The sequence below is a fragment of the Deltaproteobacteria bacterium genome (assembly GCA_015233135.1).
Taxonomy (GTDB): domain Bacteria; phylum UBA10199; class UBA10199; order JADFYH01; family JADFYH01; genus JADFYH01.
Genome location: JADFYH010000010.1, coordinates 29,590 through 55,678, shown reverse-complemented (window position 1 = coordinate 55,678; position 26,089 = coordinate 29,590). Strand labels below are relative to the sequence as shown.

Here is a 26,089-nt window from a genome sequence, read left to right as displayed (position 1 = left end):
CTTAAGTTATGCTACTCCCCATCCTCAAATATCCCGACAAAAAACTCCGTGAGAGATGTCTTCCTGTTCTTGATTTTGGCAGCATCTTCCAAAGGCAGATCGACGACATGTTTGAAACCATGTATGCCGCGCCTGGCGTAGGACTCGCCGCCATTCAGGTGGGAATATTCCAGCGCTTTCTGGTGATGGATGTCGGCATTCAAGAAGGCGAAGTCATTGTTCGTCAGCCGAAGGTAATCGTAAATCCCGAGCTTATTTCTTCCGAAGGAGAAATCGAATGGGAAGAAGGCTGCCTGTCTTGCCCTGAACTCGTGGTACCTACTGTACGTTTTAAAAAAGTGGAAGTAAAAGCACTAGATCGTTTCGGAAAACCCCAACATTTTTTTGCAGAAGATTTGATGAGCGTGTGCATTCAGCACGAAATGGATCACATGAATGGCATTCTGATTTTTGATAAACTGAGTCGATTGAAACAGGATTTGTATAAGCAGAAACTGAAAAAAATGGCGAAAGAGGCCTTGGAAACTGAGGCTAAAAAAACGGTGGTTCGCTAGATGGCTGCTAAACCTTCCTTGCTTTTCATGGGTTCTCCCGAACTCGCCGTCACACACCTTAATGCCTTGCTGCAAGCGGGTTTCCCCATTGTGGGTGTCGTCACCCAACCCGACAAGCCTGCCGGACGGGGGCAGAAGCTCACTCCACCACCAGTCAAGGTTTATGCCCAGGAAAAGGGCCTTCTGATTTTTCAGCCTGAAAGGCCCAAAAGCCCGGAATTTGTGGATGAGATAAAAAAACTGAATCCTGATTTTATGATTGTAGTCGCCTATGGGCGCATCCTTTCCGAGGCATTGATTCGCCTTCCAAAACTGGCCTGTCTCAATGTACATTTTTCCCTTCTCCCCAAATATCGGGGGGCCTCCTGCGTACTTTCGGCCATCCGAAATGGCGAAACCGAAACAGGGGTTACCGTCATGCAGGTAGTCGAAAAACTGGACGCGGGCCCCATCTACCTGCAAGAAAAAGTGGAGATCGCTGCGAATGAAACGACAGGTGAACTTCAGCAAAGGCTGGCTCAAAAAGGGGCCTTGCTTTTGCTTCAGAGCCTGGATGGCATTGCAACAGGAAAGCTCCAAGTCAGAGAGCAAGACGAATCCCAGGCAAGCTTTGCACCGCTTATTGCCAAAGAAGAAGGGAAAATTGATTGGACTAAAAGTGCCCAGGAAATCCACAATCACATTCGGGCGATGAATCCCTGGCCGGTGGCTTTTACAGCGTTTGAAGGGAAGAAAATCAAAATTTATGAATCTATTAATTTTTCTAACGCCCCCCAGCCCCCTCTTACTCTAAGAGGGGGAGAAGTAGGAAAAATTCTCAAGGTTTCAGCCCAAGGACTAGAAGTCGCTTGCGGAAGTGGATCAATTCTTTTAACGAGTGTGCAGCCCGAATCCAAAAAAAGAATGTCTGCACAAGATTTTTTTGACGGTTATCAATCGTGGATTTCAGCAGGAAAGGTCTTCTCATGAAACTCATTGCAGCCTCTATCTTGTCAGCCGATTTCTCGCGATTGAAAGATGAAATACAAGCCGTCGAGTCCGCTGGCGCAGACTGGTTGCACATGGATATCATGGACGGCCACTTTGTCCCCAATATCACTTTTGGGCCGCCGGTTCTGGAAAAACTCAAGAAGATTTCCACCAAACCTTTTGATGTACATCTGATGATTCAAAATGCCGATTGTTATTTGGAATCTTTTGTGAAGGCAGGGGCGGACCTGATTTCTGTGCAGGTGGAGGCCTGCCCGCATTTGCACCGGACCCTTGGTCAGATTAAAAAATTGGGCGCCAAAGCCGCAGCCGTGCTCAATCCACACACGCCTCTTTCCTGCCTGGAATATGTCTTGGCCGATTTGGACATGGTACTGCTCATGAGCGTCAACCCTGGTTTTGGCGGTCAAAGTTTTATTCCTTCGGCCTTGGAAAAAGCAAAAAAGTTGAAGGCGTGGCGTGAAGAAAAAAAACTTAATTTTCTCATCGAAATGGATGGAGGAATTAAAACTCAAAATATTGCGGAAATTTCCAAAGCAGGAGTCGATGTATTTGTGGTGGGAAGTGGTATTTTTGAAACGGCAAATTATTCTGCAACGATTTCTGAATTAAAGAAAAAAATATAAGCTCCCCACTTTGCTCAAAATAAAACCTGCAGATTTACAAAAATATGCCGTTCCTTCCCAGTGAGTGAAGAAATTTAAGGAAGGAAGAATTTATGGTCTTAGGAACTATCAATACAAAACATATCCTTCTGCATCCCCTTAGTCTTATTCGACAGTTTGGATTCAAGAGCTTTGTGCGCTTCTTCTTCAAGGCCTTGAGTCCTACTCAATATCAATTTTTGCCCCTAGTGTTTTACCACCCTATCCCCTCAAAAGTTTACCCCAAGGAATCCCTCCGTAGAGACGGATAGCCCCCCCCATCTCACCAAGCCCAAAAGATCTGCGGGGTAAACTTTTTATGACAATCTACTTCAATTCCGCCGGGGCGTCGCGGGGTTTAAACTACAAGGAGATCCTGCAAATTCGTGATCCACGAACCTTGCGTAATGTCCTGACAACCGAGGTCTTACTTCAGGATATAGCCCCCATTTTGAATACTCCAGGACTAGCTCCTCTCCCCAATGTTCAAGAAAATCTGCAGGCAAATGTTCAGGATAATATCCAGAACAATGCCCAGCCTAGCTCACAGCCTAGTTTACAACTTAGCCCCCAGGTTACTCCTCAAACGGGGATTCAAAGCAATGCTCAAACATCGAATCTTAGCCCTCTGTTTATCCCAGAATTTTATTCCAGCTTACTGACGAAAAGTGATCCCCTTCAAAATATTCTACAAATGCTGGAAAAGATCTTGCCTCAAGCCTTTCAAAAAGAAAGCGCCTCTTTACTGCTTAAAATCAATCAACAGCATCCCGACTTACTCCTTCCGAGCATCGATTTTTTGCAACAAGTTCCCGAGCAGGAAAAAATAAAGATTTACCCAAAGGCTTTACAAATATTACAAAAAATCTACGAGCAAGTTCAAAACCAATTGCTAAACAAGAGTCCTCCTGAAGGCCTGGGAATCAAGCAGGAGTTCGTTCAAGACTTGCGACAAATAAAATACCTGGCAGAGCTTTTGCAAAAAGATCCGGTGTTCAACAATCTAAAAACAGCACCTCTTTCTCTTGAAAACTTTTTAGACTTTGTCCTTTTATCCAAACAGGAACAGCAACAACACAGCACCGAAGAACTATTTGCCCTATCTGTTTTTCTAAAGGCAGGCTTCAAGTTGGAAGAATACATCCTTGCGGCCGAGCATGAAAACCCAGTCAAAATTGCACTGGTTTTAATTGAAGCCCAAAAGGAAGAAAACGCTAACCCCCAGCTGACACAGTTTGTTCAGAGTAAAGCATTTTTAAATTTGGTGAATGAGCTTAAAGGTAATCTTTTGGAAAAAGATATATTCCTGCAAAAGCTAGAAACCTTCATTCAAAAATTAAAACCCGAGTTACCTGAAATAATCCCGCGAAATACCCCCCCAAACATCACTCAGAACAGGGTTCAAAACAGCATTCCGGGCAACTCCAAAGTGAGAGTTTTACAGGAGGGATTTATTGAAAGTAGCAGTACTCAAGATGAAAAAATCCCTCTCCAGGCCCTGAGTACGGAGGATGGGCTCATTCCTCCTGCACAATGGAATATACAAACTTCTGCGAATCAGATAGCTCTTCAGGGTTCTTTTTTAGTACTTCGTCAATTCCCGCCGGGATTAAATCCTCTGAAGTTGGAAGTAAAAAATAGTCGCCGCAAGGAGAGATCAGACTTCAGTATCTTTGCTTTATTGACTCAATCTTTTTTGGGGGAAATGGATTCTGAACAAGAAAAAGAATCCACGACTAAAAATTCATTTTTGATTAATCATTACCAGCTTAATCCTTTGGAAAAAGAACCCAATAGTCTCTTGCTGGGAGCACTTGCCTTCTCTTTGAATGCGCCAGTTTTTTTAACCGAAGGATTTAGCGGAAAAAAAATTCCCGCCCCAGAATATTTCGAATTTTATTTTCTCATGGACTGGATTCATCCCGACAAGCGTTACTCCCGAAAAGACTTTCTCACTCTTGCGGAATCCCAGGAATCGAAAAAACTGAGGGAGAGTCTTACTCAATTGAACCAGGAAGGACTTTCTGCTTTTGAAGATTATCAGATTGCTTTGAAGAATTTCTTAAAAAAAATTAAAGAAAATATCCCAGAGGCCAAGGCCAGTTTAAAGGAAGCAGAAGTCTTTTTGACCCAGGAAGTAAAAAAATATTTGGAAAACAAGAACCCAGGCCCGGGAAAAAATCAACTTCTGGAAGCCATGCCCAAAGGGAATTTAATGGCGAGTGTTTTAAGAAAAACAGCTTCACTTTGTGAAGAAGGACAACAATTTGGTGAGGCGCTCATTCATTTTGCGGAGGCTAGCAAAAACAATTTTTCTGGGGTCAACAAAGAAGACAACCCTGTGGCAAAACTGGAGACCCTCCTCCATCAACTCCGGGTACGCTTTATTGAGAGGCAAAATTATGCCTCGGAAACCTGGATAAAGAAAATGGGAATGGCACAGCATTTTATTGAACGGTATCAAACACTCTGACCCAGCAGCACGTCTCGAGTCAGAGGGAGGAATTCTTCAAATTTAATTCCTATTTCATAGGTGGGGACCATAAAAGTCCCCAATTTGCGCATCCACACCGCTTCTCCTAATGCATTAAAATCTTCGCAGTAAACCTTAATTTTTCCATCGGGAGAAATCCGCTTGCGAGAAGATAAACGTAAGCCCGCAGGAGAAAAATCCACGACATTCGCTATACAGATACCCCTCTTTTCCTGCTGAAAGCGGACCTTTTTTTCTAAAGAAGAGCGTCTCGTTTTTCGTTCGCGAAAGGCTTCAATAGGAATCAAGCTCTGACAAAGCGCACAATGAATGGAAGCGGGTAGTACTTGTTTTGATTTTTCAAAACCCAAAATATGAATGGTTCCACAGACCGAGCAATTGATCTTGTTAAAATTTTCAAAAAAAACAGGCTTTTTTTGTAAAGTAATGTTTGTATTTTGCGAATCTGCATCAGAGAATGACAGGTACGCAAGTTTTGCCTTTTGAAAAGCAACAGGTTTAAAAGGAAGATTTTGGTTGGTCGCCATGACGAGAGATTTTAAAGGAAACTTTTTTATTTTCCTAGCTTAATATGCCATTATGAGCTCCCTCTATCAAAAAAACTTAAACTGCCTCAAAACCAAACATCCTCAGCTTGCTGAACTAGTTTCCAATTTAAATGAAATCCCCGCCTTAAAATTTAGGCCAAGTACCAGAGAATTAATCTGCCATTTTGCGGATGGATCCGAGCAGCCCTATTATCCTTCCCCCAATGCGGAGCAATATTCAAAAGAATTTGCCCAAACATTAAGCCTAAAAAATCCACGGATCTTAATCTTTTTTGGGGTAGGACTGGGCCATCATCTGCTGGAATACGCCAAAAAATCTCATCCTCTCAATCAGGTCATTTTAGTGATTGAAGCTATGCCCCATCTCTTTAAAAAAGCCCTGGAAGTGAATGATTTCACCCCCATGTTTGAAGTGCCTCAAGTGCATTGGTTTTTGGGCAATGATGTTGTTCAACTCGAACAATTTTTTAATCGTTTCTTTGAGGAAGGACCCTGGCTGCGCTTTGCAAATGCAGTGGAGTTTGTAGAATTTTCTCCCAGCCTGCATTGGAATGGTGATTTTTATAGCCAGGCCAAAGAAAGCTTTGCCAAGGCCACCGCCCATCATTTTAATCGTGTTTTTGCAGATCCTTACGATGCCTATCGCGGCACGGTGCACGTTTTGAAAAATTTAAAAGAGGTCTTGGCGATGCCGGCCCTGGCTCAAGCCCAAGATCAATTTAAAGGGAAAGATGGTATCCTCATTTCTTCAGGACCCTCGCTGGCCAAAAGTCTAAGCTACCTCAAGGAAGCCCAGCAATACGCCGTTGTGGTTGCTTGCCCTTCGGCCCTTCCCCTGTTGATTGAACACGGTATTCATCCCCATTTATGGCTGAATATTGAACGCGATGAAACCCAGGGAGATTTTTTTTGCAATCTCTCTGAAAAGCCACCCCATGTCTTTGTGGGGCCGCCCCATGTCCATCCCAAATGTTTTTCGGGAAACAAGGGTCTAAACAGTTATATTTTGGGGACCTCTCTTCAAAGTCGCTGGCTGCCCCTGGAGAAACCCATATTGGGCCTGGGGCATTCTTCGGCTAATGCGGCCTTTAAGATTTTGGAACTTTTGGGTTGTGGTCGCATTTTCTTGGTAGGTCAGGATTTGTGTTACGACAAAAACCTGGAAAGCCATGCCCCGGGGGTTTGGAAGGAATCCCAAACCGTAATGGCGAATTTAAGAAAAGAAGGGAATAAAGTTTTAGAGATAGAAGGAAATAACGGAAAGCCTGTTCGTAGCAACCTGTTCTGGTTTACCTTTCTCAAAACTTTCTCAGAACAACTGGTTCCTGCTTACGCAGGAAAGGTATTCAATGTCATTCCTCCCGAATACGGGGCCAAAATTCCTGGCTGCCCAAGAATAGACCCGGAGGCTTGGCTGCAACAGCTCTCTCCTGAAAAACTGGAGACTCTCTCCCTGCTGAAAGAAAAATTGACCCTTCCTTCGACAGCCGAACAGGAGATCAAAAGAAAAGTGATTCAACAAAAAATGTATACACTCAAACGGGCGCTCCAACGCCTGATTGGCGACAATCAAGCCTTCGCCATGAAATGCAGGGCCCTACAATTTTCAGCCTGGGTAGCCGCGCAAAATTGGGAAGAAGGCAAAATAAAATATGCCCAATTTTTAAAAGAAGCAGACGAATTCTCCTCGCGCTATACCGAGGATAAAAACTACGCAGAAGATCTGGACGCCTATCAGAATTTCTTTCATCCCATCATTCAGGGAACGCTTATCCAAGGCCAGATTCAATACTTCTCAAGCACAGAAGATACAGAAGGCAACTTCAATGAAATTGCCCGAAAAATAGAGATCCTTTTTCAGATGGCAAAAGAGGAGGCCTTTTGGGCCTCGGTGGTTTTGGATTTGGTGAATAAATTTTGAATTGCTTCTCCAGAAACTTCGGGTGACAATTCACTAAAGCAAACAGAATAAATGGAGAAGCAATCATGATTCAATACTGCAAGCGCTGCGTCATGCCTAACACCAAGCCCGATTTGTTTATCGATGATCAGGGGATTTGTAATGCCTGCCGAAACTATGAGAAACGCCAGGTTGTAGATTGGGATTCCCGTAAAAAGGAGCTCCATCAAGTTTTGGAGCGTTATCGTAACAAAAAGGGAAGCAACTGGGACTGTATTGTTCCGGGCAGTGGAGGGAAAGATAGTAGCTACCAAGCCTTAAAAATAAAGCAATTGGGGATGAATCCTCTCATCATAACTTCAACCACCTGTGATCTATCAGACTTGGGTCGAAAAAATATTGAAAACCTGAAACAACAGGGCTTTGATTATCTGGAGTTGAGTGCGAACCCTGTCACGCGTCGCAAGCTCAATCGTATCGGCCTTACTCAAGTAGGGGATATTTCCTGGCCTGAACATGTGGCCATTTTTACCAGCCCCGTACGCCTGGCGGTTCAGCTTAAAATCCCTTTATTGATTTGGGGTGAGAACTCTCAAAATGAATATGGAGGACCTGCGACAGCCGCCGAAAACAATGTGCTCAATCGCCGCTGGTTAGAGGAATTTGGAGGCTTGCTGGGCCTGCGGGTTTCCGACATGATTGGCCTGGAGGGTATTCAGGCAAAAGATCTCATCCCTTATACTTATCCGAGCGATGAAGAGCTGCAATCCGTGGGGGTCACTGGGCTTTTCTTGGGTTATTTCATCCCCTGGGATGGGTACAGCAACGTCCTCTATTCACAAGCCTTTGGATTGCAGACCTCTCCTACAGTCATCGAAGGTTCTGCGGTCAATTACGAAAACATGGACAACCATCAGATGGGGATCCACGATTATTTCAAATACCTCAAATTTGCCTTTGGACGTGCCTCCGATCTGGTTTCGCTGCATATCCGCCGCGGTCGACTCACCCGCGAAGATGGGATGGAGATGATTCGTAAACTGGATGGGAAATTCCCTTGGACTTATTTGGGTAAACCGATTGAAAAAATATTAGAGCCTTTAGAAATCAGTATCGAAGAATTCATCAAGATCTGTGATCGCTTTACCAACAAAAAACTTTTTGTGACGGACGCGAAGGGAAATTTGGTGAAGGATAAAAAGGGAAACCTCCAAAAAATTAATGAGGATAATATTTAAGAATGTCTATCCGCAAGGTCACGCTTATTGATTACGGTATGGGAAATCTCGGATCACTCCGCAGATCGCTGGAGGAGTGCGAGGCGGAAGTGACAACCCTCGAAGATCCTCGTGAATTAAAGACGGCTCCCAAAATCATTCTACCCGGGGTGGGGGCTTTTGGGGACGGAATGAAAAATTTGCGTGAGCGAGGATGGCTGGAAGCCATTGATTCCGCCGTGCGCGATTACAAAGTTCCCATGCTGGGGATTTGTTTGGGCATGCAGATGATGGCCTCCAAAGGTTTTGAAGGAGAAGAATGTTCCGGTTTGAATCTGATTCCCGGAGAAGTAAAACGGCTGCTTCCGCGAGCAACTGAGCGAATTCCTCACGTGGGTTGGAATGAAATGCAGCAAGCGGTTGCTCATCCACTTTTTGAAAAAATTCCCAATCATTCTGATTTTTATTTTGTGCACAGTTATCATTTTATTCCTGAAAATTCTGCCCACGTTTTAGCAAAGACACCCTATTGCGGTGAGTTTGTCTCTTGTGTCGGACATGAAAATGTACTGGGGGTACAGTTTCATCCCGAAAAGAGTTCTAAGGCAGGATTTCAATTGCTAAGAAATTTTCTAGCATTATGCTAAAAACTCGAATCATTCCCACCCTACTCTGGAAAGACGTCGGCCTCGTCAAAGGCATAGGTTTTGATAGTTGGCGCCGTGTGGGAACTGTAACACCTGCAATTAAAGTGTACAATACCCGGGATGTGGATGAACTTATTCTAGTGGATATTTCTGCTTACAAAGAAAACCGGGAACCCGATTATCAAGCCATCGAAGAGTTTTCCTCCGAATGTTTTGTCCCTTTTTGCGTGGGGGGCGGAATTCAAACCCTGGATCATATCCGCAAACTTTTGCTCGCGGGGGCCGACAAAGTTTGCATCAATTCTGCGGCTTACGAAAACCCAAAATTAATTCAGGAAGCCGCCAGGCGATTTGGCTCTCAGTGTATTGTGGTGAGCATTGATGCCAAAAAAGAAACAGATGGAAATTATCACTGCTACTCCCATTCTGCGTCAAAAGAAACGGGAAAAGAAGTACTGGCTTGGGCAAAAGAAGTGGAAGCCTGGGGGGCAGGAGAAATTTTACTCACTTCCATAGAACGCGATGGAGGCATGCAAGGTTATGATCTGGAATTGATTCGCAAAGTCTCTGCGGCTGTAAAAATTCCGGTGATCGCTTCCGGCGGGGCAGGAAATTATCAACACATGTTGGAAGCTTTAACCCAGGGCAAGGCTACTGCTGTAGCGGCGGCGGCCGTTTTTCACTATACGGAACAAACCCCGGCCGAAGCCAAGAAATATTTGGCGGGGCAGGGAATCGCTGTAAGAAATTCAGCGGTGAGGGGATAAATGAAATTTGTTATTCGTACAGATGCTTCCCGCAAAATTGGCTCCGGTCATGTGATGCGCTGCCTGACCCTGGCGCAAGAACTGAAAGAAAAGGGGGCCGAGGTTTGCTTTATCTGTCGTTTACATCCAGGCAATTTGAATGCCTTCATTTGCAAGCAAGGCTTTGTTTGTCTGGATCTTCCCAGTCCAGAGAAACATCCCCAAAGAATTAGCCATCCAAAAAATGAATATGAAGCCTGGTTGGAAGTGCCGCAAGAAGTAGATGCGAAGGAAACAATGGATTTGCTTGCGGAGGCTGGAGAAACGCTGATTGTTGACCATTATGGTCTGGATCAAAACTGGGAGAAAAGGCTTGCTCCTCATTTTCAAAGCATTGTCGTCATCGATGATCTTGCCAATCGTGCTCATCTTTGCGACCTCCTTCTCGATCAAAATCTTCAGCCTGCACTTCATCAAAAATATCCCTCACTCACTCCTCCTACCTGTAAATTATTACTGGGCCCCTCTTATGCCTTGCTTCGTGAAGAATTTAGTGCAGCGAGAAAAGATCTTAAAATTCGAGAAGGCAAAATTTCCAAGCTGTGTATTTTTTTTGGCGGGGTGGATACCAGCAACGAAAGTTTAAAAGCGATTAAGGCCTGCCTGAAGGTTTCCGCACCCTTGGAGTTGCAGGTCATTTTAGGCGCTGCAAATCCCCATCAGAAAATCTTGTCTGAATTCTGCACCCCCTATTCGCAAATCAAATTGTATCGTGAGGTAGAAAGGGTTTCTCAAATTCTGAAGCTCAGCGATTTGGCGATAGGCGCAGGGGGTGTCAGCACCTGGGAACGTGCAGCGCTGGGAGTGCCCACTCTAGCCTGGAGCATCTCCAATAACCAGGAGGCTCTGCTGCAATCGATGGCAGAGGAAGGCCGTTTGATTTATTTGGGCAAAAAAGAAGAAATCACAGAAGAAACAATAAGAGAAAAAATTGAATCTTTATTGGCTCATCCCGAGCAAGTACAAAGTTTATCCAAAAAAAGTTTGGAACTCGTGGATGCAAAGGGAGCTCCGCGTGTTGCTACATTTCTTCTTAACCTTCACTCCGAAAAAAAAATAACCCTGCGCCCTGCTACTTTTGAAGATTGCCAAAATATTTTTGAATGGAGAAATCATCCGGAGACACGCCAATCTTCATACAATTCCAAAAAAATTTCCTGGAAAGCACATAAAGTCTGGTTTGAAAAGAGTTTGTCGAATACTCATCGAAAAATCCTCATTGCAGAAAGAGAAGCCAAAAGTGTCGGGGTATTGCGTTATGATTATTCAGGTTCGGGTGAGGAAGCGCTCACTTCCATCTATTTGGTTCCCGGAAATAAAGGCCAGGGCTACGGAACACAAATTCTCATCCATGCTGCAGCTTGGTTGAAGAAAAATCATCCTAAGACCAAATTTTTAAAGGCAGAAATCCAGGAGAAGAATATCGTTTCGCAAAGGGCCTTTGCAAAAGCGGGATATCGATTAAAAAACAAAATTTGGGTAAAACCCCTATGATTCAAATTGGAAAATATTCCATTGGTGAAAACGAAGATCCTTTTGTCATCGCCGAGATGTCCGGGAATCATAATGGATCTTTAGCTCGTGCCCTTCAAATCGTGGAAGCCGCCGCTCAAGCAGGTGCACAGGCTTTGAAGCTTCAAACCTACACAGCGGATACCATGACTTTGAATCTGTCCGAAAATGAATTTGTTATTCAAGATAAAAATAGCCTTTGGAAAAACAGAACACTCTATGACCTCTATCACGAGGCCCACACGCCTTGGGAATGGCACGAACCCCTATTTAAACGCTGTGCTGAATTGGGTATGATTGGATTCAGTACTCCCTTTGATGAAACAGCGGTAGATTTTCTCGAAAAGTTGAATGTGCCTTGTTACAAAATTGCCAGCTTTGAAAATATCCACCTGCCTCTCATCAAAAAAGTGGCCGCGACAAAAAAACCACTCATTATCTCAACCGGCTTGGCAACGCTGGAAGAAATTTCTGAAGCCGTAGACGCAGCCCGATCTGCGGGTTGTAGGGATTTGATTTTGCTCAAGTGTACAAGTTCTTATCCTGCTCCTCCTGAAGAAAGCAATTTGTTGGCTATCGATTTACTTAAACAAAGATTTCAATGTGAAGTAGGGCTCTCAGATCACACAATGGGCATTGGAGTTTCACTGGCCTCTATTGCTCTGGGTGCACGAGTCATTGAACGACATTTCACCTTGAGTCGTAGCGATGGAGGAGTCGATTCTGCTTTCTCTCTAGAACCACAAGAGTTGAAAATGTTGAGGGAAGAATCTAAAAAAATTGTTCCGGCCTTAGGAAAAACAAAATTGGGCCCCTCTGAACAAGAAAAAAAATCACTTCAATTCCGTCGTTCACTCTACATTAGTGAAAATATGAAAGCAGGTGAAATACTCACCCCCAAAAATCTTCGAGCCATTCGACCTGGCTTGGGTTTGGCTCCTAAATATTATGAGGAATTATTGGGTAAAAAAGTGAAGCAAGATTTAAAGAAGGGAATGGCGATGAAATGGGAGTGGGTTGGAGAGTAAGAAAATGAACACCCCTATTAAAACAATTAATCTCGCAGGAGTTGAAATTGGAGAAAAGCCCTTTCTAATTGCAGAAGCGGGAATTAACCATAATGGCGAACTGAACACGGCATTCAAAATGATAGAAGTTGCCAAAGAATCGGGGGTAGATGCAGTAAAATTTCAGACCTTCAAAGCAGAAGAATTTGTGGCCAACCACACCCAAACTTTCACTTATAAAAGTCAGGGAAAACAAATTACAGAATCAATGATTGAGATGTTCAAGAGGTATGAGTTTTCTCGAGAAGAGTGGTTCAAAATCAAAAAGAAATGCGATGAAGTCGGAATTTTATTTTTATCCACCCCACAAAACATTTCAGATCTGGAATTGTTGTTAGAAGTAGGGATTCCTGCCATCAAGGTAGGATCGGATGATTTTAATAATTTGCCGCTTTTGAAGGAGTATAAAAAGACCAAGCTTCCGATTATTTTATCTTGCGGTATGGCCGATGAAGAAGAAATTCATCAGAGCTTAAATCTCTTCGAAAACTATCCTCTCATTTTACTTTTGTGTACCTCCGAATATCCTACGCCTCCTGCATCGGTAAATTTAAAAAAACTGGTGCCACTTCGCAAATTATATCCCTCCGTTTTACTAGGCTTTTCGGATCACACCCAAGGCCCCCTTGCTGCTTCGATAGCCACTGCTTATAACACCTGTGTCTTTGAAAAACATTTCACCTTAAATCAGCAGCTTGAAGGCCCTGACCATTGGTTTTCAGAAAATCCGGAAGGATTAAAAGAATGGGTTCTCTCGATACGCAAAGCCTACCTCCTGTTAGGAACAGAAAATTTAGAACCTAGTGCTGCTGAAAAAGAAATGAAAAAAATTGCACGCCGATCTATTGTTTCGTTACGAAAAATTTTGAAAGATGAATTATTCAGCCTAGAGAATATAGGCCTCAAAAGGCCTGGAACTGGCTTACCTCCTGGGCTTTATGAAAAAGTAATTGGTAAAAAGGCAGCTCGAAACATTGAAAAAAACGCCTTGATACAGGAGTCTGATTTCAAAAATGGAACTGAATCTCTTTAAAAATTTATTTGCAAAGATGATTGATTTTCTGCCCAACCCTTTTCATCCCTTGGTATTAATCAAAGGAACACCGAAGGTTGGAAAAGGGGTGTACATTGGGGCATTTTCAGAGGTGAATGCAAAGGGAACTCAAGTGAAAATAGGCAATTATTGCGATATCGCCTCTTTTGTCACAATCAATGCTGCAGATTCACACCTTTTATGTATCGGGAAAAAGAATAAAATTTTGAGAAAAAAAATTGAGTTAGGAAAAAATGTTTTCGTGGGTAGCCACTGTGCAATTTTAGGGGGGGCCAAAATTGGCCATCATAGCGTCATTGCAGCAGGAACGGTGGTCAGACAGGAAACCATTCCTCCCTATTCTCTGGTGATAGGCAATCCTGCAAAAGTTTATCCTGCTTATTACAAGAAAAAATGAATAAAACAATTATCCCACACAATCGACCGACTCTTGGAAAAATCGAAATAGAGACCTCTCGAAGAGTTTTAGAAAGTCAGCTGCTTTGCGGTGGAGAAGAAATTCCTCTATTTGAAAAAGAATTTTGTGAATTTTTAAAGCTCCCAGAAGGACACGCCCTAGCTGTTTCCAGCGGATCCGCAGCTCTTTATCTAGCTCTCTTGGTTCTAGAGGCAAAAGGTAAAAAAGTTTCTTTTCCCACTTATGTTTGTTCTTCTCTAAAACAGGCTGTGCGTCTCGCTAATGCTGAAGCTGTAATACTCGATACCGCTCCCAGCTCCCCTCATATTGACTTGGAGCAAGCTGAAAAATCGGCTGCTGAAATTGTAATTATCCCTCATTTATATGGGATCCCCTGTGACTTTCAGAAAGTGAGCTCCAAACTTATCATCGAAGATTGTGCTCAGGCATTGGGAGCATCTCTACAGGACAAGGCATTAGGCAGCATCGGCGAAATTGGAATTTTTTCTTTCTACGCCACCAAACTGATGACCAGTGGTGGCCAGGGAGGGATGATTGTTTCCAAGAATAAAAAGTACATCAACACCCTTCGAGATTACATTTATTTTGACAATAAAAATGACAATCAAGATCGCTTTAATTTCCAGATGACTGAATTGCAGGCCGCCATAGGAAGAGCTCAACTCGAAAGACTCCCAGATTTTCTTAAAAAAAGGGAAGAAATCTTTCAGAAATATTCAAGCTTAGGACTCGATTTAATTGGGAAAGAACTCCCTCAGTCTGGACAAAGTTCGGTAAGATACCGCGCTGTCTGGAAAACAAAGGATGCAATACAATGGAAAGAAAAACTATTTTCACTCGGAATAAAAACCATTATTCCTATTGAACAACAAGAATTGCTAGGCCCTGCACACTTATTTCCAAACGCAAATGAGCTGTGCCAAAATACTCTTTCTTTACCGCTCTACCCCTCTTTATCTGATCGGGAGCTTGAGCAAATTTTAGGAGCACTCCAATCATGAGGATCTCGGTGCACCAACCTGCTTATCTGCCTTGGCTGGGCTATCTGGAAAAAATTAAGCGTAGTGATGTCTTTGTTTTTTTAGATACCGTCCAATTTGAAAAAAACAGTTTCATCAATCGCAACAAAATCAAAACTCCTCAAGGGGCCTTGTGGCTAACGATTCCTGTACTTGTGAAAGGCCATACCCAATCTAATCTGAGCGAAACCCGTATTGATTCCACTCAAGCTTGGAAAGATAAACATTTAAAAACTATTCAGCAAAACTATCGCAAAGCTCCTTTTTTTGAAGCAAACTATCCAAAACTGCAACAGCTGTATCAAAGGAACTTCGATTTCCTTTCGGATTTATGTTTTGAACACTTGCTTTTTTGGCTTCAAGAGCTTCAAATTCAGTCTCACTTAGTGCGAAGCAGCAATATTTCGATTTCGGGAGATAAATCGGATCTGATTCTGAATCTTTGCCAACATTTTTCAGCCACGCATTACTTATCGGGGGCTTTGGGTAAGAATTATCTGGAAGAAAAAAAATTTAAAGAGCAAGGGATCCAAGTGGAATATCAAAATTTTTTACCTACGAAATACCCTCAACTCTACGGTAATTTTATACCTTGCTTGAGTATTTTAGATGCCTGGATGAATGTTTCAAACACTGAATTTTCATCTTTAAATTAAGGAACAAATATGACTTTTTCAAATGAATGGAATGAACGCTATCAAGAAAACACACACCTCAGTATTTTCCCTTGGTCCGATTTGGTATCCCTAGTAATGCGCAATGCTTCGTCTCTGAAAAAGAGTTTTAGAGTTTTGGAAATAGGTTGTGGGGCCGGGGCAAATATTCCATTATTCATGCATCTTGAAGCCGATTATTATGCAATTGAGGGGAGTTCACACATAGTAGAAAAATTAAAGCTGCAATACCCCCAACTCAAGGGGAAAATTTTAGCAGGAGATTTTACTCAACCGCTTCCTTTCGAGGGGCCGTTTCAACTCATTATTGACAGAGGGGCTCTGACTCACAACGCCACTGCAGCAATTTTATCTACCATAAAAAGATTATACGACTTGCTCGATGTTAACGGGAAGTTTATCGGGGTAGATTGGTTTTCAACCGAACACAGTGAATATCCCAAAGGGCTTCCAGAGGAAGATATTTATACACGAAGCCACTTCACAAAAGGTCAGTTTGCCAAATTGGGGCGCGTACACTTTTCTGATGTACAACACCTAAAAGATTTGTTTAAAATTTTTCACATTGAATACTTGGCTCACAAAATAAAAAAACAACTCATCCCCGATCAATCCTTCACTCTTGCCACTTGGGATTTGGTTGCGACAAAAATTTAATGAAATGGTGATTCATGACCCAAAAAGAAATAATACTTATTATTGCCTCCCATCCCGATGACGAAATACTCGGTTGTGGGGGAACGATTGCAAAATATTCACGGCAGGGAGCTGAAGTTTATCCTGTCATTTTAGCTGAGGGAGCAACCTCCAGAGGCTTAACCAAGGGGTTAAATAGAAACTCAAAAAAAAATCCCGAATTGAAAAATTTAAAAGAAGCAGCCAAAAATGCAGCTAAAATTTTGGGGACAGAGATTCCCATTTTTTTAAACTTTCCAGACAACCAACTTGATAAAATTCCTCTATTAAAAATTATTCAAAAAATTGAACCTATCATAAAAAAAATAAAACCTAATATTCTGTGGACCCACCATGGCTATGATATCAACATCGACCACCAAATTACTCATCAAGCTGCCATCACTGCGGCTCGTGCCTTGCCCGGATCATCCATTCAACAAATATTATTTTTTGAAACCCCTTCTAGTACAGACTACCAAATTCAAAGCACCCAAACTGCTTTTTTGGCCCAATGGTTTGAAGATATCACTTCTACTCTTGAGTTAAAAATGAAAGCACTGGAAGCCTACCACCTGGAGATGAGGGCCTGGCCTCATTTACGATCTTATGAAGCCATCGAGGCCTTGGCAAAATATCGGGGAGCTATGGCCGGATTTTGTGCAGCCGAAGCGTTTATGTTGGGAAGGAAAATGGTCGCCTGATTAGACTTCTTTCGTAACCTACTCAACTTTCAAAAAGTGTCTGATTTTCTTCCGACAAATTTTTAAGAATAAAATTCTCCATCCTTGCACAGGCATAATGCACCGTCTTCAGCCAAGTTCTCAGCATTTTGATTTGTTCCCGAATACGAAATGTCGACTGTTCTGGCAGTTTTAACGCAGCTTCTATCCCTTGATAAAAGGGAATTAGTTCGCCCTGAATTTGTGGAAAAAGAAAATTGCCAAAGAAATTATCCTCGAGATTTTCAGGAATATTTTCCAACTCATTGATCGTCTGCTCCAATCGAAGCAAAAGTGGGCGATAAGTTTCCAGACCAAAAAGTTGCAAATCAAAACGATGCTGGAAAATAGAAATGCTATCCAAAATATCCAAAGTGATTTCCTGAAAATTTCTTAGATACCCCAGGGCTGTCCGGAATTTCATTTTCATTTTTTCCAAAAACACTTCTTTCTCTTCTACAGGAGATTGTTCGATACTCTCTTTCAGAAGAGCAAATACATCTCTTTCTTCACTAAAAAATTCCAAGGCCTGATCAGGATCCAGCCACTTTGCATTTTTTAAACGAGCTCCGTATTCCTTCGGAATTACATTGTAACAATGGATCCCCACCCCCTCTTTTTTGAGAATACTTTCAAAAAAAAACCTGAAACTATTCCAAATTGGGCTACTTAAAATGAGTTTTTCATTATTACCTTCCACCCATACCTCTTTGCTTCCAGCGGAAACATAATGCTGTTGAATGTGTTGCAGCTCTTTTTTGTCACAGTCCTCCTGGAAGGAGGAAGCCCCTTGAGCGTGACCTGCGTGAGTGTAAGGATCGTAGGCCAAATCCTGACCCACAAGAAAAACGGAAGAACAACCCATATAACAAAGAACAAAAAAAAGTTCATGCGCCACCGAACTACCTGCGTTTCTTAAGATTTCTTTGGGGAAAAACCAGCCCTGTTGACCTAAGGGACGAAAAAAATTAATTTTGGGCCCGCTATACTTTTGATAGGTTTCGGGCCAGACGCTCAAATCGCTAAGTAAAAAAGTTCGCCTTAAATCGTTAAATTCTTCGAAATATTTTCTGGTACAACTGATTCGCTCTAAACAACCAACTAGATGTGGGGTAATCCCATGCTGGAGTAAGATGCGCAGGGCTGAATCTGCACAGGCAATCACAGCCTTGTTCTGTACCTTTTTCAACCATTCCAGCGAATGATTCAACGAGGGCCCTGTCGACACCACAATACCTGGAAAGTCCCGGAAACGTTCCAGTAAACAAGTGAAAGAAGGAACCTGGTGGGCATGAAAGACATTATTTACAACATTCATAAAACCTTGATAATTGTCTTCCCAATCTCCAACCATGAATTCAGAAACCTGTTCAATTTGTTCCTTCATACACTGGGCCACAGAGACATAATAATCTTCCTTCTTGTCCCAGACCAAAGAGACCTCCTCATAAATCAGGGGCATGTCCTTGATAAAGACAAGCATATTTCCATCTGCAAAAAAGGCTTGAAGCTTTTCCTGCAGCGCTTCAAGTTCCTCATCCACCAACAAAAGCAATTTTTGAGAAGTAAGGATCTCTGTCCAATCAGTTAGTTCCAGCGAATAGCGAAAGAGAGTAAGAGACCGTTCCAGCACAATCGCTGCTTCAAATTTCTGTGAGAATTTTTTGCAGAATTGCTGGAAAGAATACCCCAGACCCAGACCATAAAAAACCACAAACTTCGGAGAAATAAGATTTGTCTTTTTTAAATACTCTTCTGCTTTTAGCAGGGGCTGCCCTTGATAAAGAAGTTTCCCTTGGGCATCTTTGAGGTCAAAAATGCCTGGAGAAACTTCAACCAATTGCTCGGGAACGTATTTTATTTCCCTTATTTTTTGGGCTAGTTTGGGATGAGTGGTTTCAAGGACAGCAAAGTTTTTTTCGAAATAGTTCATATTTAGCTCAGATCTTCTCACTCAATCTCCTTTTGAGAAGATCACTCTTCTCTCACACTCCAATAAAGGGCCATATCAATTTTCCAAGAGCGTCTGATTTTCTTCCGACAAATTTTTAAGAATAAAATTCTCCATCCTTGCACAGGCATAATGCACCGTCTTCAGCCAAGTTCTCAGCATTTTGATTTGCTCCCGAATACGAAATATCGACTGCTCCGGCAGTTTCAGCGCAGCTTCTATCCCTTGATAAAAGGGAATTAATTCGCCCTGAATTTGTGGAAGAAGAAAGTTGCCAAAAAAATCATCTTCGAAACTCTCCGGGACCTTTTCCAACTCATTGATCGTCTGCTCCAATCGAAGTAAAAGTGGGCGATAAGTTTCCAAACCAAAAAGTTGCAAATCAAAACGATGCTGGAAAATAGAAATACTATCCAAAATATCCAAAGTGATTTCCTGAGAATTTTTTAGATACCCCAGGGCAACTTGAAATCTCATTTTTATCTTTTCAAGAAATACTTCTTTCTCTTCCACAGGAGATTGTTCAAGACTCTCTTTCAGAATAGCAAAGACATCCCTCTCTTCACTGAAAAATTCCAAGGCCTGATGAGGATCCAGCCATTTTGCATTCTTCAAGCGAGCCCCATATTCCTGGGGAATCACATTGTAGCAATCCACCCCCTCTTTTTTGAGAAGGGTTTCAAAAAAAAGCCTAAAACCATTCCAAGTGGGACTGCTCAGAATAGGTTTTCCACTATTCCCCTCCACCCACACCTCTTTCTTTCCAGTAGAGACATAATGAAATTGGATTCCTTCCAGCTCTTGTTTGTCATAGTCCTCCAGAAAAGAGGAAGCCCCCTGGGCATGACCTGCATGGTTATGAGGATCATAAGCTAAATCCTGCCCCACTAGAAAAATGGGAGAGCAACCCATATAATAAAGAGCCAAAAAAAGTTCGTGTGCCACCGAATTGCCTGCATTCCTTAATATTTCTTTTGGAAAAAACCAACGCTGCTGGCCTACGGTACGGAAAAAATTAATTTTGGGCCCGCTATACTTTTGATAGGTTTCAGGCCAGACACTCAAATCGCTAAGTAAAAAAGTTTGACTTAAATCGTTAAATTCTTCGAAATATTTTCTGGTGCAATAGATTCGTTCAAGAGAACCCACCAGATGCGGGGTAATCCCGTGTTTGAGTAAAATGCGCAGGGCTGAATCGGCGCAGGCAATCACAGCCTTATTCTGTACCTTTTTCAGCCATTCCAGCGAATAATTCAACGAAGGCCCTGTAGACACCACAATTCCTGGAAACTTCTGAAAACGTTCCAGCAAAGCAGTAAAAGAAGGAACCTGGTAGGCATGAAAAACATTATTCACAACATTCATAAAACCTTGAAAATTGTCCTCCCCCTCTCCAATGAAGAATCGAGAAACGTATTCAATTTGCTCCTTCATACACTGGGCCACAGAAACGTAATAATCCCCCTTGTTGCCCCAGACCAAAGAGACCTCCTCATGAATCGTGGTCATTGCCTTGACAAAGACAAGAAAACTTCCATCCCCAAGAATAGTCAGAATACTGTTCTTCAACTCCTCAAGTTCTGCGTCCACTAACAAAACTAATTTTTTCGAAGCGAGAATCTCTGTCCAATCGGTCACTTCCAGAGAATAGCGAAAAAGATCCAGAGATTTTTCTACCACAAAAGCTATTTTAAATTGTGTGCATTGTTTACAGAATTTCTGGAAAGAATAACCCAGACCCAAACCATAAAAAACAACAAACTCAGGAAAAGCGAGATTCACTTTTTTTAAATACTCTTCAGCCTTTATTAAAGGCTTCCCCTGATAAAAGAGCCTTCCTTGCTCATCTTTGAGATCAAAAACGCCTGGAGAAATTTCGACCAAGTTCTTGGACAAATATTTAATGCCACTTATTTTTTGAGCTAGTTTGGGATGAGTGGTTGCAAGGACAGCAAAGTTTTTTTCGAAGTAGCTCATATTTGATTCAGATATTCCCACTCAATCTTCTTTTGAGAAGATCATTCACTCTCATACCCCAATAGAGTAAATCTTTATAATGCCCAAACAATTTGTTTACAATTTGTTGAACCTTTTCCACATAAGGGATGGGTTCATTACGAACTTTTGAGATTTCAATGCACATGACTGGCATGAGGTATTGAAAGAAAGGAAGCATCAAACCGTTGACCACTAAAGAATCTTTTTTAAGCAGAAGATTTTCTGCTTTTTCCAACTCATTAAAGAGAGATTCGTACTTCTTTTCTAATTCCTCACCATTCACCATAGGAAAGTTGTATTGATAATAAAGCGAAAGGGCCTGGTTCATTTCTAAAATCGTGGGAACAAAAGTCTCATCAAAAAAAGAAATGGCCCTCTGCATCGTCTCTGTTGTCTCTGCTTCCTTTTTCTTTTTTTGTTCCAAGGGAATTTGAAGCAAGGGAACAATATCTTTGGCCCAGGCATCTTGAGAAAGGTCGAAATGCAACAAGGCCTCTTCAGGCTCAATTTGTGAAACACCCGGAATTTTAGCCCCATAGTCCCGTGGAATAATATTAAAGGTCTTGCAGGAATACTTTTGACCCAGACGTACAAAATCTTCTTTGAAACTCTTCCAACAATCCCGGCTTAAAATAGGCTGTCCATTGTTTCCTTCTATCCAATTGGGATTATTCTCAATTTTTTCCTGCTTTAACTTTTGATGAATACATTCGCCCTCTTCTCTCACCAAATTCCAAACTCCAGAGACGTGGGAAGCCTCTGAAAAGCGATCAAAGGCCAGGTCTTGTCCCATCAAATAAATGGAATCACAACCCAGCAAGGCCAGCGCCGCATAGGCCAAGGTGGCCGAGGAACGACCGATATCATTTCCCTTGTGTTCCGGGTAAAAAAATTCGTGCCCATTCCCTACACTAGGTAAAAACACTTGGGGGCCTTGAAAGGCCTCCAGACTTTCTGGTTGAAGGAGAGGCAGCGTAATTAAGCAACTTTGAGACTGGAGCGGAGTACCTTCAAAAAACTCACAGGTGGCCGCTCGTTCCATAGAAGTCACAAAATGAGGGATAATTCCTTGTGAGAGCAGAAGCTTATAGACAGCATCAACACAAACCACCAGGGCGTGTTTTTGAAGTTTTTTGAGAAGGGGCAAACAGAACTTTAAGGAAGGCCCCGCTGAAACGACAATACCAGACATCCCTCGGTAATAATCTTTAAACTCTTCTAGACGGGGAATGCTGGCAATTTTAGAAGTATTGCGCACATAATTCATCATCCCCCGATAGGCATCTTCCGGAAAGGCAGCTACATTCTGAATTTGCTGACTTCCTGCCTCAATAAAAAGATCCAAAAGCTGATCATAGAGATTGGACTCCAAGGCCTCATCCGGTAATTTTACAAAGGTGCAGGCCCCAATGGAATTCACCAACGAGATGTTAGAAAAGGCCTCTTGGAACTCTCTTGTATAAGAAGTTTTTTTTCCCAGAAACCAGAAAGTACGGGGATGTTCCAAAAATTCTGTCCAATCTCCCTCACTCCAAAGTTTGGCAAGCACCTCGAGCGATCGCTCAAAAATCACAAAAATAAAATTTTGATCTTTGAGGATGGGAAAAAGTCTCTTGAAACAAAGTGCATCCCCTAAACCTAGAAAAATAAGCATGCGACTCTTCTTGAGTTCAGCATCTAGAGAAAGATGAGCACTCGGATTCAAAACTTTTTGTGGATTGGGTGGCAAGGAACTCAAGAGTGAAGCCAGCTCTTTTTCTTGGGGGTAACGCTCAAGAAATTTTTGAATATTGTTTTGAATGAAGGTCATAATTTATACTCAGCACAGGAATAAATTTAACAAATCCATTACATGGTTCGAGGGCCTCACCATGTCCCAATTGGAACCAAGTGGGACATGGTGAGCCCAGTCGAATCCATGTAAATGACAAGACAAGTAGAGACGGGTTTAAAACCTGTCTCTATGTTACATCAAACTCTTAAAATTAAAGGCATTCAAATATTTGTTAAGTTCCTGTTGAATGATTTGTGGAGAGATTTCAATCTGCGCTGTTTTTTGATCCTCTCCCTTCACTGTCAGAAATTCTTGCTTGGGAAAAAACAAATCTGGCCTGGGGCTTTTATTTTTTTCTGGGTCTTGAAAAAAAAGATCAAAATCTTTTTCCCAAGCCTGAGCTAAAATTTCATAAGAAAACCGCCGGCTCTTTTCTAGAGCCTGTGCACTCAAAGGATTCCACAAAGATGGACTTTGAAGGACCTGGTTCATTTTTGAAATAAAATCTTCCTGGTAAGTTTCTTGAGAGGGATGTCCTGAAATCAAAAAACCTTCTTTCGCTTCTTCAATCCGTTCCTCCAAGGCAGCCAGGCGAGTGGTCACCACTGGCAATCCTGCGGCTTGCGCCTCTAACACAGCAATACAAAAGGTTTCTGCAAAGGTATTCGGGTAGGCCATCGCCAGACTTTGAGAAAAAATTGAATAGAGTTCCGATTTGGATACAGGGCCCAAAAGATGGACTCCTTCTTGTTTTGCTTTTTGATAAACCCCTGCATACTGCTGCTGATCTTGCTCTGCGCTGAGTCCATAGAGTTGCATTCCACTCATCACCCAACATTCCAACCCAGGATTCTCCCTGCGAAGAGTGGGAAAATAATCGAGCAAATATTCCAAACCTCGAGAAGGGGTAGAGGCATAAACAATTCTTTTTTTTCTTTCAGAAAAGGGAAGGGGTTTAAAAAGCTGAGGCCAAATGCCATTGCCCGTCACAAAAAATTTGGAAAGGGGAACTTGAAAGGCCTGAGCCAAGCTCTGGGCCTGCCACTGGCCTACACAATAAATTTTATCGACCCAGTGACTGACAAACTTCAAAGAGTAGAGCCCCACTTTCCAATTTTGACTATCCAAGCTGCAATCTACTTGTAAGGCCTGTTTAAAAAAGGGCTGATCGTAGGCGTCTGGAGTGAAATAAATTTGATAGGCTGCCCAACGCTTAACCAGCAGAGGAAGAAGCTGCCGGATTCCAATAAAAACATCCCAGTTTTTATTGAGAGAAAAAGATTCGAATGCTTCAAAAGAATGGTACTGTACTCCCTCGTAAGGGCCTACATCATCCAACAGGCTAAAGACATGCACTTCGTGCCCACGCTGAGCAAGCGCCTCTGCCATGTCAATCATCGCAGACTCAGTCCCCCCCAGGGGTTTTATTTTTTTGCTGCGACCGTGACAGGCAGCGCCTACATGAAAAAAGGCGATCTTATAAGGGGTCATAGAGTCCCTAGGATTTTCCGATTTTCTTCTGCTAAATTTTTAAGAATAAAATTTTCCATCCTTGAACAAGCATAATGCACCGTCTTCAACCAAAACCTCAGCATTTTAATTTGCTCCCGAATACGAAAGGTAGATTGTTCTGGCAATTTGAGTGCAGCTTCTATTCCTTGATAAAAAGGAATTAATTCCCCCTGAATTTGTGGATAAAGAAAATTGCCAAAAAAATCATCTTCAAGATTTTCAGGAATGTATTCCAACTCATTAATCATCTTTTCTAATCTAGTTAAAAGGGGGCGATAAGTTTCAAATCCGAAAAGCTGCAAATCAAAATGATGTTGAAAAATGGAAATACTATCCAAAACGTCCAAAGTAATCTCTTGAAAATTTCTTAAATACCCCAAGGCAGTCTGGAATTTCATTTTCATTTTCGTCAAAAAGACTTCTTTCTCTTCCACAGAAGATTGGTCTAGCCCCTCCTTCAGAAGGGCAAAGATATCCCTCTCTTCACTGAAAAATTCCAAGGCCTGACGAGGATCCAGCCATTTTGCATTCTTCAAGCGGGCCCCGTATTCTTGAGGAATTACATTGTAGCAATCCACGCCTTCTTTTTTGAAAATATTCTCAAAAAAATTCCTGAAATTATTCCAATAGGGGCTAGTCAAGATAGGTTTTCCATTATTACCTTCCACCCACACCTCATTTTTCCCAGCGGAGACATAATGATGTTTAATGTATTGCAACTCACTTTTGTCATAATCCTCCAAAAAGGAGGAAATCCCTTGAGCATGACCCGCATGAGTGTGAGGATCATAGGCTAAATCCTGACCCACCAAAAAAATAGGAGAACAGCCCATGTAATAAAGAGCCAAAAAAATCTCGTGCGCCACTGAAGTCCCTGCATTTCTCATTATTTCTTTTGGAAAGAACCAACGCTGCTGGCCTACAGGGCGAAAATAATTAATCTTGGGCCCGCTATACTTTTGATAAGTCTCGGGCCAAATACTCAAATCACTTAGTAAAAAAGTTCGATTTAAATCATTAAATTCTTCGAAATATTTTATGGTACATTGAGTTCTTTCAAGGCAGGCAACTATATGAGGCGTAATCCCATGCTTGAGTAAAATACGTAGAGCTGAATCGGCACAAGCGATCACGGCCTTGTTCTGTACCTTTTTCAACCATTCTAGTGAATGATTCAAGGAAGGCCCTGTGGATACCACAATGCCAGGAATTTTTTGAAACCGTTCCACTAGGGAAGTAAAAGAAGGAACCTGATAGGCATGAAAAACATTATTCACAACATTCGTGAAACCATGGTAATTGTCTTCCCAATCTCCAACCATGAATTCAGAAACGTATTCAATTTGCTCTTTTATACACTGAGCTACTGAAACGTAATAGTTCCCCTTGCCCTCCCAAACCAAGGATACCTCCTCATGAATTGGGGTCATTGCCTTAACAAAGGTCAAAAAAATTCCATCCGAAAAACAAGATTTAAGTTTTTCCTGTACCGCCTCGAGTTCTTCATCCACCAACAAAAGCAATTTTTGCGAAGTGAGAATCTCTGTCCAATCGGTTACTTCAAGCGAATGACGAAAAAGAGTAAGAGATTTTTCAACCACAATTGCTATTTCAAATTTTTGTGAAAATTGTTTTTGAAATTCCTGGAAAGAATAACCCAAACCCAAACCATAAAAGACGACAAACTTTGGGTAAGTGAGATTCACTTTTTTTAAATATTCTTCTGCTTTGAGTAGGGGTTGCCCTTGATAAAGAAGTTTTCCTTGGGCATCTTTGAAATCAAAAACGCCTGGAGAAACTTCAACCAGGTTCTCGGGTGAATATTTCATTTCCCTTACTTTTTGAGCCAGTTTGGGATGGGTGGTTTCGAGGACGGCAAAGTTTTTTTCGAAGAAATTCATTTTTTTGATCTA

Annotated in this window: 22 protein-coding genes; 16 read left to right on the top strand and 6 right to left on the bottom strand. The window is 42.1% G+C overall.

Features of this window, described 5'->3' with window-relative positions:
- The first annotated feature begins 8 nt into the window (after positions 1-8).
- The 4 genes from def to HQM15_04965 all read left to right on the top strand — a co-directional run bounded on the left by def (position 9) and on the right by HQM15_04965 (position 4,661).
- Positions 9-554 (top strand): peptide deformylase, encoded by a 546-nt coding sequence (gene def, locus HQM15_04980; protein MBF0492113.1) that lies wholly within the window; start codon positions 9-11, stop codon positions 552-554.
- Complete coding sequence (locus tag HQM15_04975) at positions 555-1,523, top strand: methionyl-tRNA formyltransferase (protein MBF0492112.1); 969 nt, start codon at positions 555-557, stop codon at positions 1,521-1,523.
- Positions 1,520-2,170: a ribulose-phosphate 3-epimerase gene (locus tag HQM15_04970; GenBank protein ID MBF0492111.1), complete on the top strand. Its 651-nt coding sequence runs from the start codon at positions 1,520-1,522 to the stop codon at positions 2,168-2,170. The genes HQM15_04975 and HQM15_04970 overlap by 4 nt, the downstream gene beginning before the upstream one ends.
- 337 nt (positions 2,171-2,507) lie before the next feature.
- Positions 2,508-4,661, top strand: coding sequence for a hypothetical protein (locus tag HQM15_04965; GenBank protein ID MBF0492110.1), 2,154 nt, complete (start codon positions 2,508-2,510; stop codon positions 4,659-4,661).
- On the opposite strand, the gene HQM15_04960 is transcribed toward HQM15_04965, so the two are convergent.
- Positions 4,649-5,209: a hypothetical protein gene (locus HQM15_04960; GenBank protein ID MBF0492109.1), complete on the bottom strand. Its 561-nt coding sequence runs from the start codon at positions 5,207-5,209 to the stop codon at positions 4,649-4,651. The genes HQM15_04965 and HQM15_04960 overlap by 13 nt on opposite strands.
- A gap of 52 nt (positions 5,210-5,261) precedes the next feature.
- Here HQM15_04960 and HQM15_04955 point away from each other — a divergent pair, with 52 nt between their 5' ends.
- The 12 genes from HQM15_04955 to HQM15_04900 all read left to right on the top strand — a co-directional run bounded on the left by HQM15_04955 (position 5,262) and on the right by HQM15_04900 (position 16,923).
- A complete protein-coding gene (locus HQM15_04955; protein ID MBF0492108.1) occupies positions 5,262-7,151 on the top strand; it encodes a motility associated factor glycosyltransferase family protein in 1,890 nt (629 codons plus the stop codon).
- 65 nt (positions 7,152-7,216) lie between these two features.
- On the top strand, positions 7,217-8,368 hold the full coding sequence (locus tag HQM15_04950; GenBank protein MBF0492107.1) for an N-acetyl sugar amidotransferase: 1,152 nt from the start codon (positions 7,217-7,219) through the stop codon (positions 8,366-8,368).
- 2 nt (positions 8,369-8,370) lie between these two features.
- On the top strand, positions 8,371-8,994 hold the full coding sequence (gene hisH / locus HQM15_04945; protein MBF0492106.1) for an imidazole glycerol phosphate synthase subunit HisH: 624 nt from the start codon (positions 8,371-8,373) through the stop codon (positions 8,992-8,994).
- Positions 8,988-9,761 carry an imidazole glycerol phosphate synthase subunit HisF gene (gene hisF / locus HQM15_04940; GenBank protein ID MBF0492105.1) on the top strand — a complete coding sequence of 258 codons (774 nt, stop codon included), beginning with the start codon at positions 8,988-8,990 and terminating at the stop codon, positions 9,759-9,761. The genes hisH and hisF overlap by 7 nt, the downstream gene beginning before the upstream one ends.
- A complete protein-coding gene (gene pseG / locus HQM15_04935) occupies positions 9,762-11,294 on the top strand; it encodes a UDP-2,4-diacetamido-2,4,6-trideoxy-beta-L-altropyranose hydrolase (GenBank protein MBF0492104.1) in 1,533 nt (510 codons plus the stop codon). It begins immediately after the preceding gene.
- On the top strand, positions 11,291-12,340 hold the full coding sequence (gene pseI, locus HQM15_04930) for a pseudaminic acid synthase (GenBank protein ID MBF0492103.1): 1,050 nt from the start codon (positions 11,291-11,293) through the stop codon (positions 12,338-12,340). The genes pseG and pseI overlap by 4 nt, the downstream gene beginning before the upstream one ends.
- Positions 12,341-12,344: 4 nt before the next feature.
- Positions 12,345-13,412, top strand: coding sequence for an N-acetylneuraminate synthase family protein (locus tag HQM15_04925; protein ID MBF0492102.1), 1,068 nt, complete (start codon positions 12,345-12,347; stop codon positions 13,410-13,412).
- Positions 13,393-13,830 carry an acyltransferase gene (locus HQM15_04920; GenBank protein ID MBF0492101.1) on the top strand — a complete coding sequence of 146 codons (438 nt, stop codon included), beginning with the start codon at positions 13,393-13,395 and terminating at the stop codon, positions 13,828-13,830. The genes HQM15_04925 and HQM15_04920 overlap by 20 nt, the downstream gene beginning before the upstream one ends.
- Positions 13,827-14,852 (top strand): DegT/DnrJ/EryC1/StrS aminotransferase family protein, encoded by a 1,026-nt coding sequence (locus HQM15_04915; protein MBF0492100.1) that lies wholly within the window; start codon positions 13,827-13,829, stop codon positions 14,850-14,852. Before HQM15_04920 ends, HQM15_04915 begins: the two co-directional genes overlap by 4 nt.
- Entirely contained in the window at positions 14,849-15,526 is a 678-nt protein-coding gene (locus HQM15_04910) for a WbqC family protein (protein MBF0492099.1), read from the top strand. Before HQM15_04915 ends, HQM15_04910 begins: the two co-directional genes overlap by 4 nt.
- Before the next feature lie 9 nt (positions 15,527-15,535).
- Positions 15,536-16,201: a class I SAM-dependent methyltransferase gene (locus HQM15_04905; GenBank protein MBF0492098.1), complete on the top strand. Its 666-nt coding sequence runs from the start codon at positions 15,536-15,538 to the stop codon at positions 16,199-16,201.
- Between the two features lie 14 nt (positions 16,202-16,215).
- Positions 16,216-16,923, top strand: coding sequence for a PIG-L family deacetylase (locus tag HQM15_04900; protein ID MBF0492097.1), 708 nt, complete (start codon positions 16,216-16,218; stop codon positions 16,921-16,923).
- A gap of 22 nt (positions 16,924-16,945) precedes the next feature.
- On the opposite strand, the gene HQM15_04895 is transcribed toward HQM15_04900, so the two are convergent.
- The 5 genes from HQM15_04895 to HQM15_04875 all read right to left on the bottom strand — a co-directional run bounded on the left by HQM15_04895 (position 16,946) and on the right by HQM15_04875 (position 26,077).
- Positions 16,946-18,874 carry a motility associated factor glycosyltransferase family protein gene (locus HQM15_04895; GenBank protein MBF0492096.1) on the bottom strand — a complete coding sequence of 643 codons (1,929 nt, stop codon included), beginning with the start codon at positions 18,872-18,874 and terminating at the stop codon, positions 16,946-16,948.
- 75 nt (positions 18,875-18,949) lie between these two features.
- Entirely contained in the window at positions 18,950-20,869 is a 1,920-nt protein-coding gene (locus HQM15_04890) for a motility associated factor glycosyltransferase family protein (protein ID MBF0492095.1), read from the bottom strand.
- 7 nt (positions 20,870-20,876) lie between these two features.
- Entirely contained in the window at positions 20,877-22,700 is a 1,824-nt protein-coding gene (locus HQM15_04885; protein MBF0492094.1) for a motility associated factor glycosyltransferase family protein, read from the bottom strand.
- A 156-nt stretch (positions 22,701-22,856) separates the two neighbouring features.
- Complete coding sequence (locus HQM15_04880; GenBank protein MBF0492093.1) at positions 22,857-24,155, bottom strand: glycosyltransferase family 4 protein; 1,299 nt, start codon at positions 24,153-24,155, stop codon at positions 22,857-22,859.
- A complete protein-coding gene (locus tag HQM15_04875; GenBank protein MBF0492092.1) occupies positions 24,152-26,077 on the bottom strand; it encodes a motility associated factor glycosyltransferase family protein in 1,926 nt (641 codons plus the stop codon). The genes HQM15_04880 and HQM15_04875 overlap by 4 nt, the downstream gene beginning before the upstream one ends.
- Between the last annotated feature and the right edge of the window lie 12 nt (positions 26,078-26,089).

What these genes read in the sequence shown, in the direction of transcription:
- HQM15_04905 (MBF0492098.1), top strand. Translation starts at nt 15,536, where the DNA reads ATGACTTTTTCAAATGAATGGAATGAACGCTATCAAGAAAACACACAC.
- HQM15_04890 (MBF0492095.1), bottom strand. Translation starts at nt 20,869, where the DNA reads ATGAGCTACTTCGAAAAAAACTTTGCTGTCCTTGCAACCACTCATCCC.
- HQM15_04955 (MBF0492108.1), top strand. Translation starts at nt 5,262, where the DNA reads ATGAGCTCCCTCTATCAAAAAAACTTAAACTGCCTCAAAACCAAACAT.
- HQM15_04875 (MBF0492092.1), bottom strand. Translation starts at nt 26,077, where the DNA reads ATGAATTTCTTCGAAAAAAACTTTGCCGTCCTCGAAACCACCCATCCC.
- HQM15_04910 (MBF0492099.1), top strand. Translation starts at nt 14,849, where the DNA reads ATGAGGATCTCGGTGCACCAACCTGCTTATCTGCCTTGGCTGGGCTAT.
- HQM15_04885 (MBF0492094.1), bottom strand. Translation starts at nt 22,700, where the DNA reads ATGACCTTCATTCAAAACAATATTCAAAAATTTCTTGAGCGTTACCCC.
- HQM15_04900 (MBF0492097.1), top strand. Translation starts at nt 16,216, where the DNA reads ATGACCCAAAAAGAAATAATACTTATTATTGCCTCCCATCCCGATGAC.
- HQM15_04970 (MBF0492111.1), top strand. Translation starts at nt 1,520, where the DNA reads ATGAAACTCATTGCAGCCTCTATCTTGTCAGCCGATTTCTCGCGATTG.
- pseG (MBF0492104.1), top strand. Translation starts at nt 9,762, where the DNA reads ATGAAATTTGTTATTCGTACAGATGCTTCCCGCAAAATTGGCTCCGGT.
- hisF (MBF0492105.1), top strand. Translation starts at nt 8,988, where the DNA reads ATGCTAAAAACTCGAATCATTCCCACCCTACTCTGGAAAGACGTCGGC.
- def (MBF0492113.1), top strand. Translation starts at nt 9, where the DNA reads ATGCTACTCCCCATCCTCAAATATCCCGACAAAAAACTCCGTGAGAGA.
- HQM15_04925 (MBF0492102.1), top strand. Translation starts at nt 12,345, where the DNA reads ATGAACACCCCTATTAAAACAATTAATCTCGCAGGAGTTGAAATTGGA.
- HQM15_04880 (MBF0492093.1), bottom strand. Translation starts at nt 24,155, where the DNA reads ATGACCCCTTATAAGATCGCCTTTTTTCATGTAGGCGCTGCCTGTCAC.
- HQM15_04895 (MBF0492096.1), bottom strand. Translation starts at nt 18,874, where the DNA reads ATGAACTATTTCGAAAAAAACTTTGCTGTCCTTGAAACCACTCATCCC.
- HQM15_04965 (MBF0492110.1), top strand. Translation starts at nt 2,508, where the DNA reads ATGACAATCTACTTCAATTCCGCCGGGGCGTCGCGGGGTTTAAACTAC.
- HQM15_04915 (MBF0492100.1), top strand. Translation starts at nt 13,827, where the DNA reads ATGAATAAAACAATTATCCCACACAATCGACCGACTCTTGGAAAAATC.
- HQM15_04950 (MBF0492107.1), top strand. Translation starts at nt 7,217, where the DNA reads ATGATTCAATACTGCAAGCGCTGCGTCATGCCTAACACCAAGCCCGAT.
- pseI (MBF0492103.1), top strand. Translation starts at nt 11,291, where the DNA reads ATGATTCAAATTGGAAAATATTCCATTGGTGAAAACGAAGATCCTTTT.
- HQM15_04975 (MBF0492112.1), top strand. Translation starts at nt 555, where the DNA reads ATGGCTGCTAAACCTTCCTTGCTTTTCATGGGTTCTCCCGAACTCGCC.
- hisH (MBF0492106.1), top strand. Translation starts at nt 8,371, where the DNA reads ATGTCTATCCGCAAGGTCACGCTTATTGATTACGGTATGGGAAATCTC.
- HQM15_04960 (MBF0492109.1), bottom strand. Translation starts at nt 5,209, where the DNA reads ATGGCGACCAACCAAAATCTTCCTTTTAAACCTGTTGCTTTTCAAAAG.
- HQM15_04920 (MBF0492101.1), top strand. Translation starts at nt 13,393, where the DNA reads ATGGAACTGAATCTCTTTAAAAATTTATTTGCAAAGATGATTGATTTT.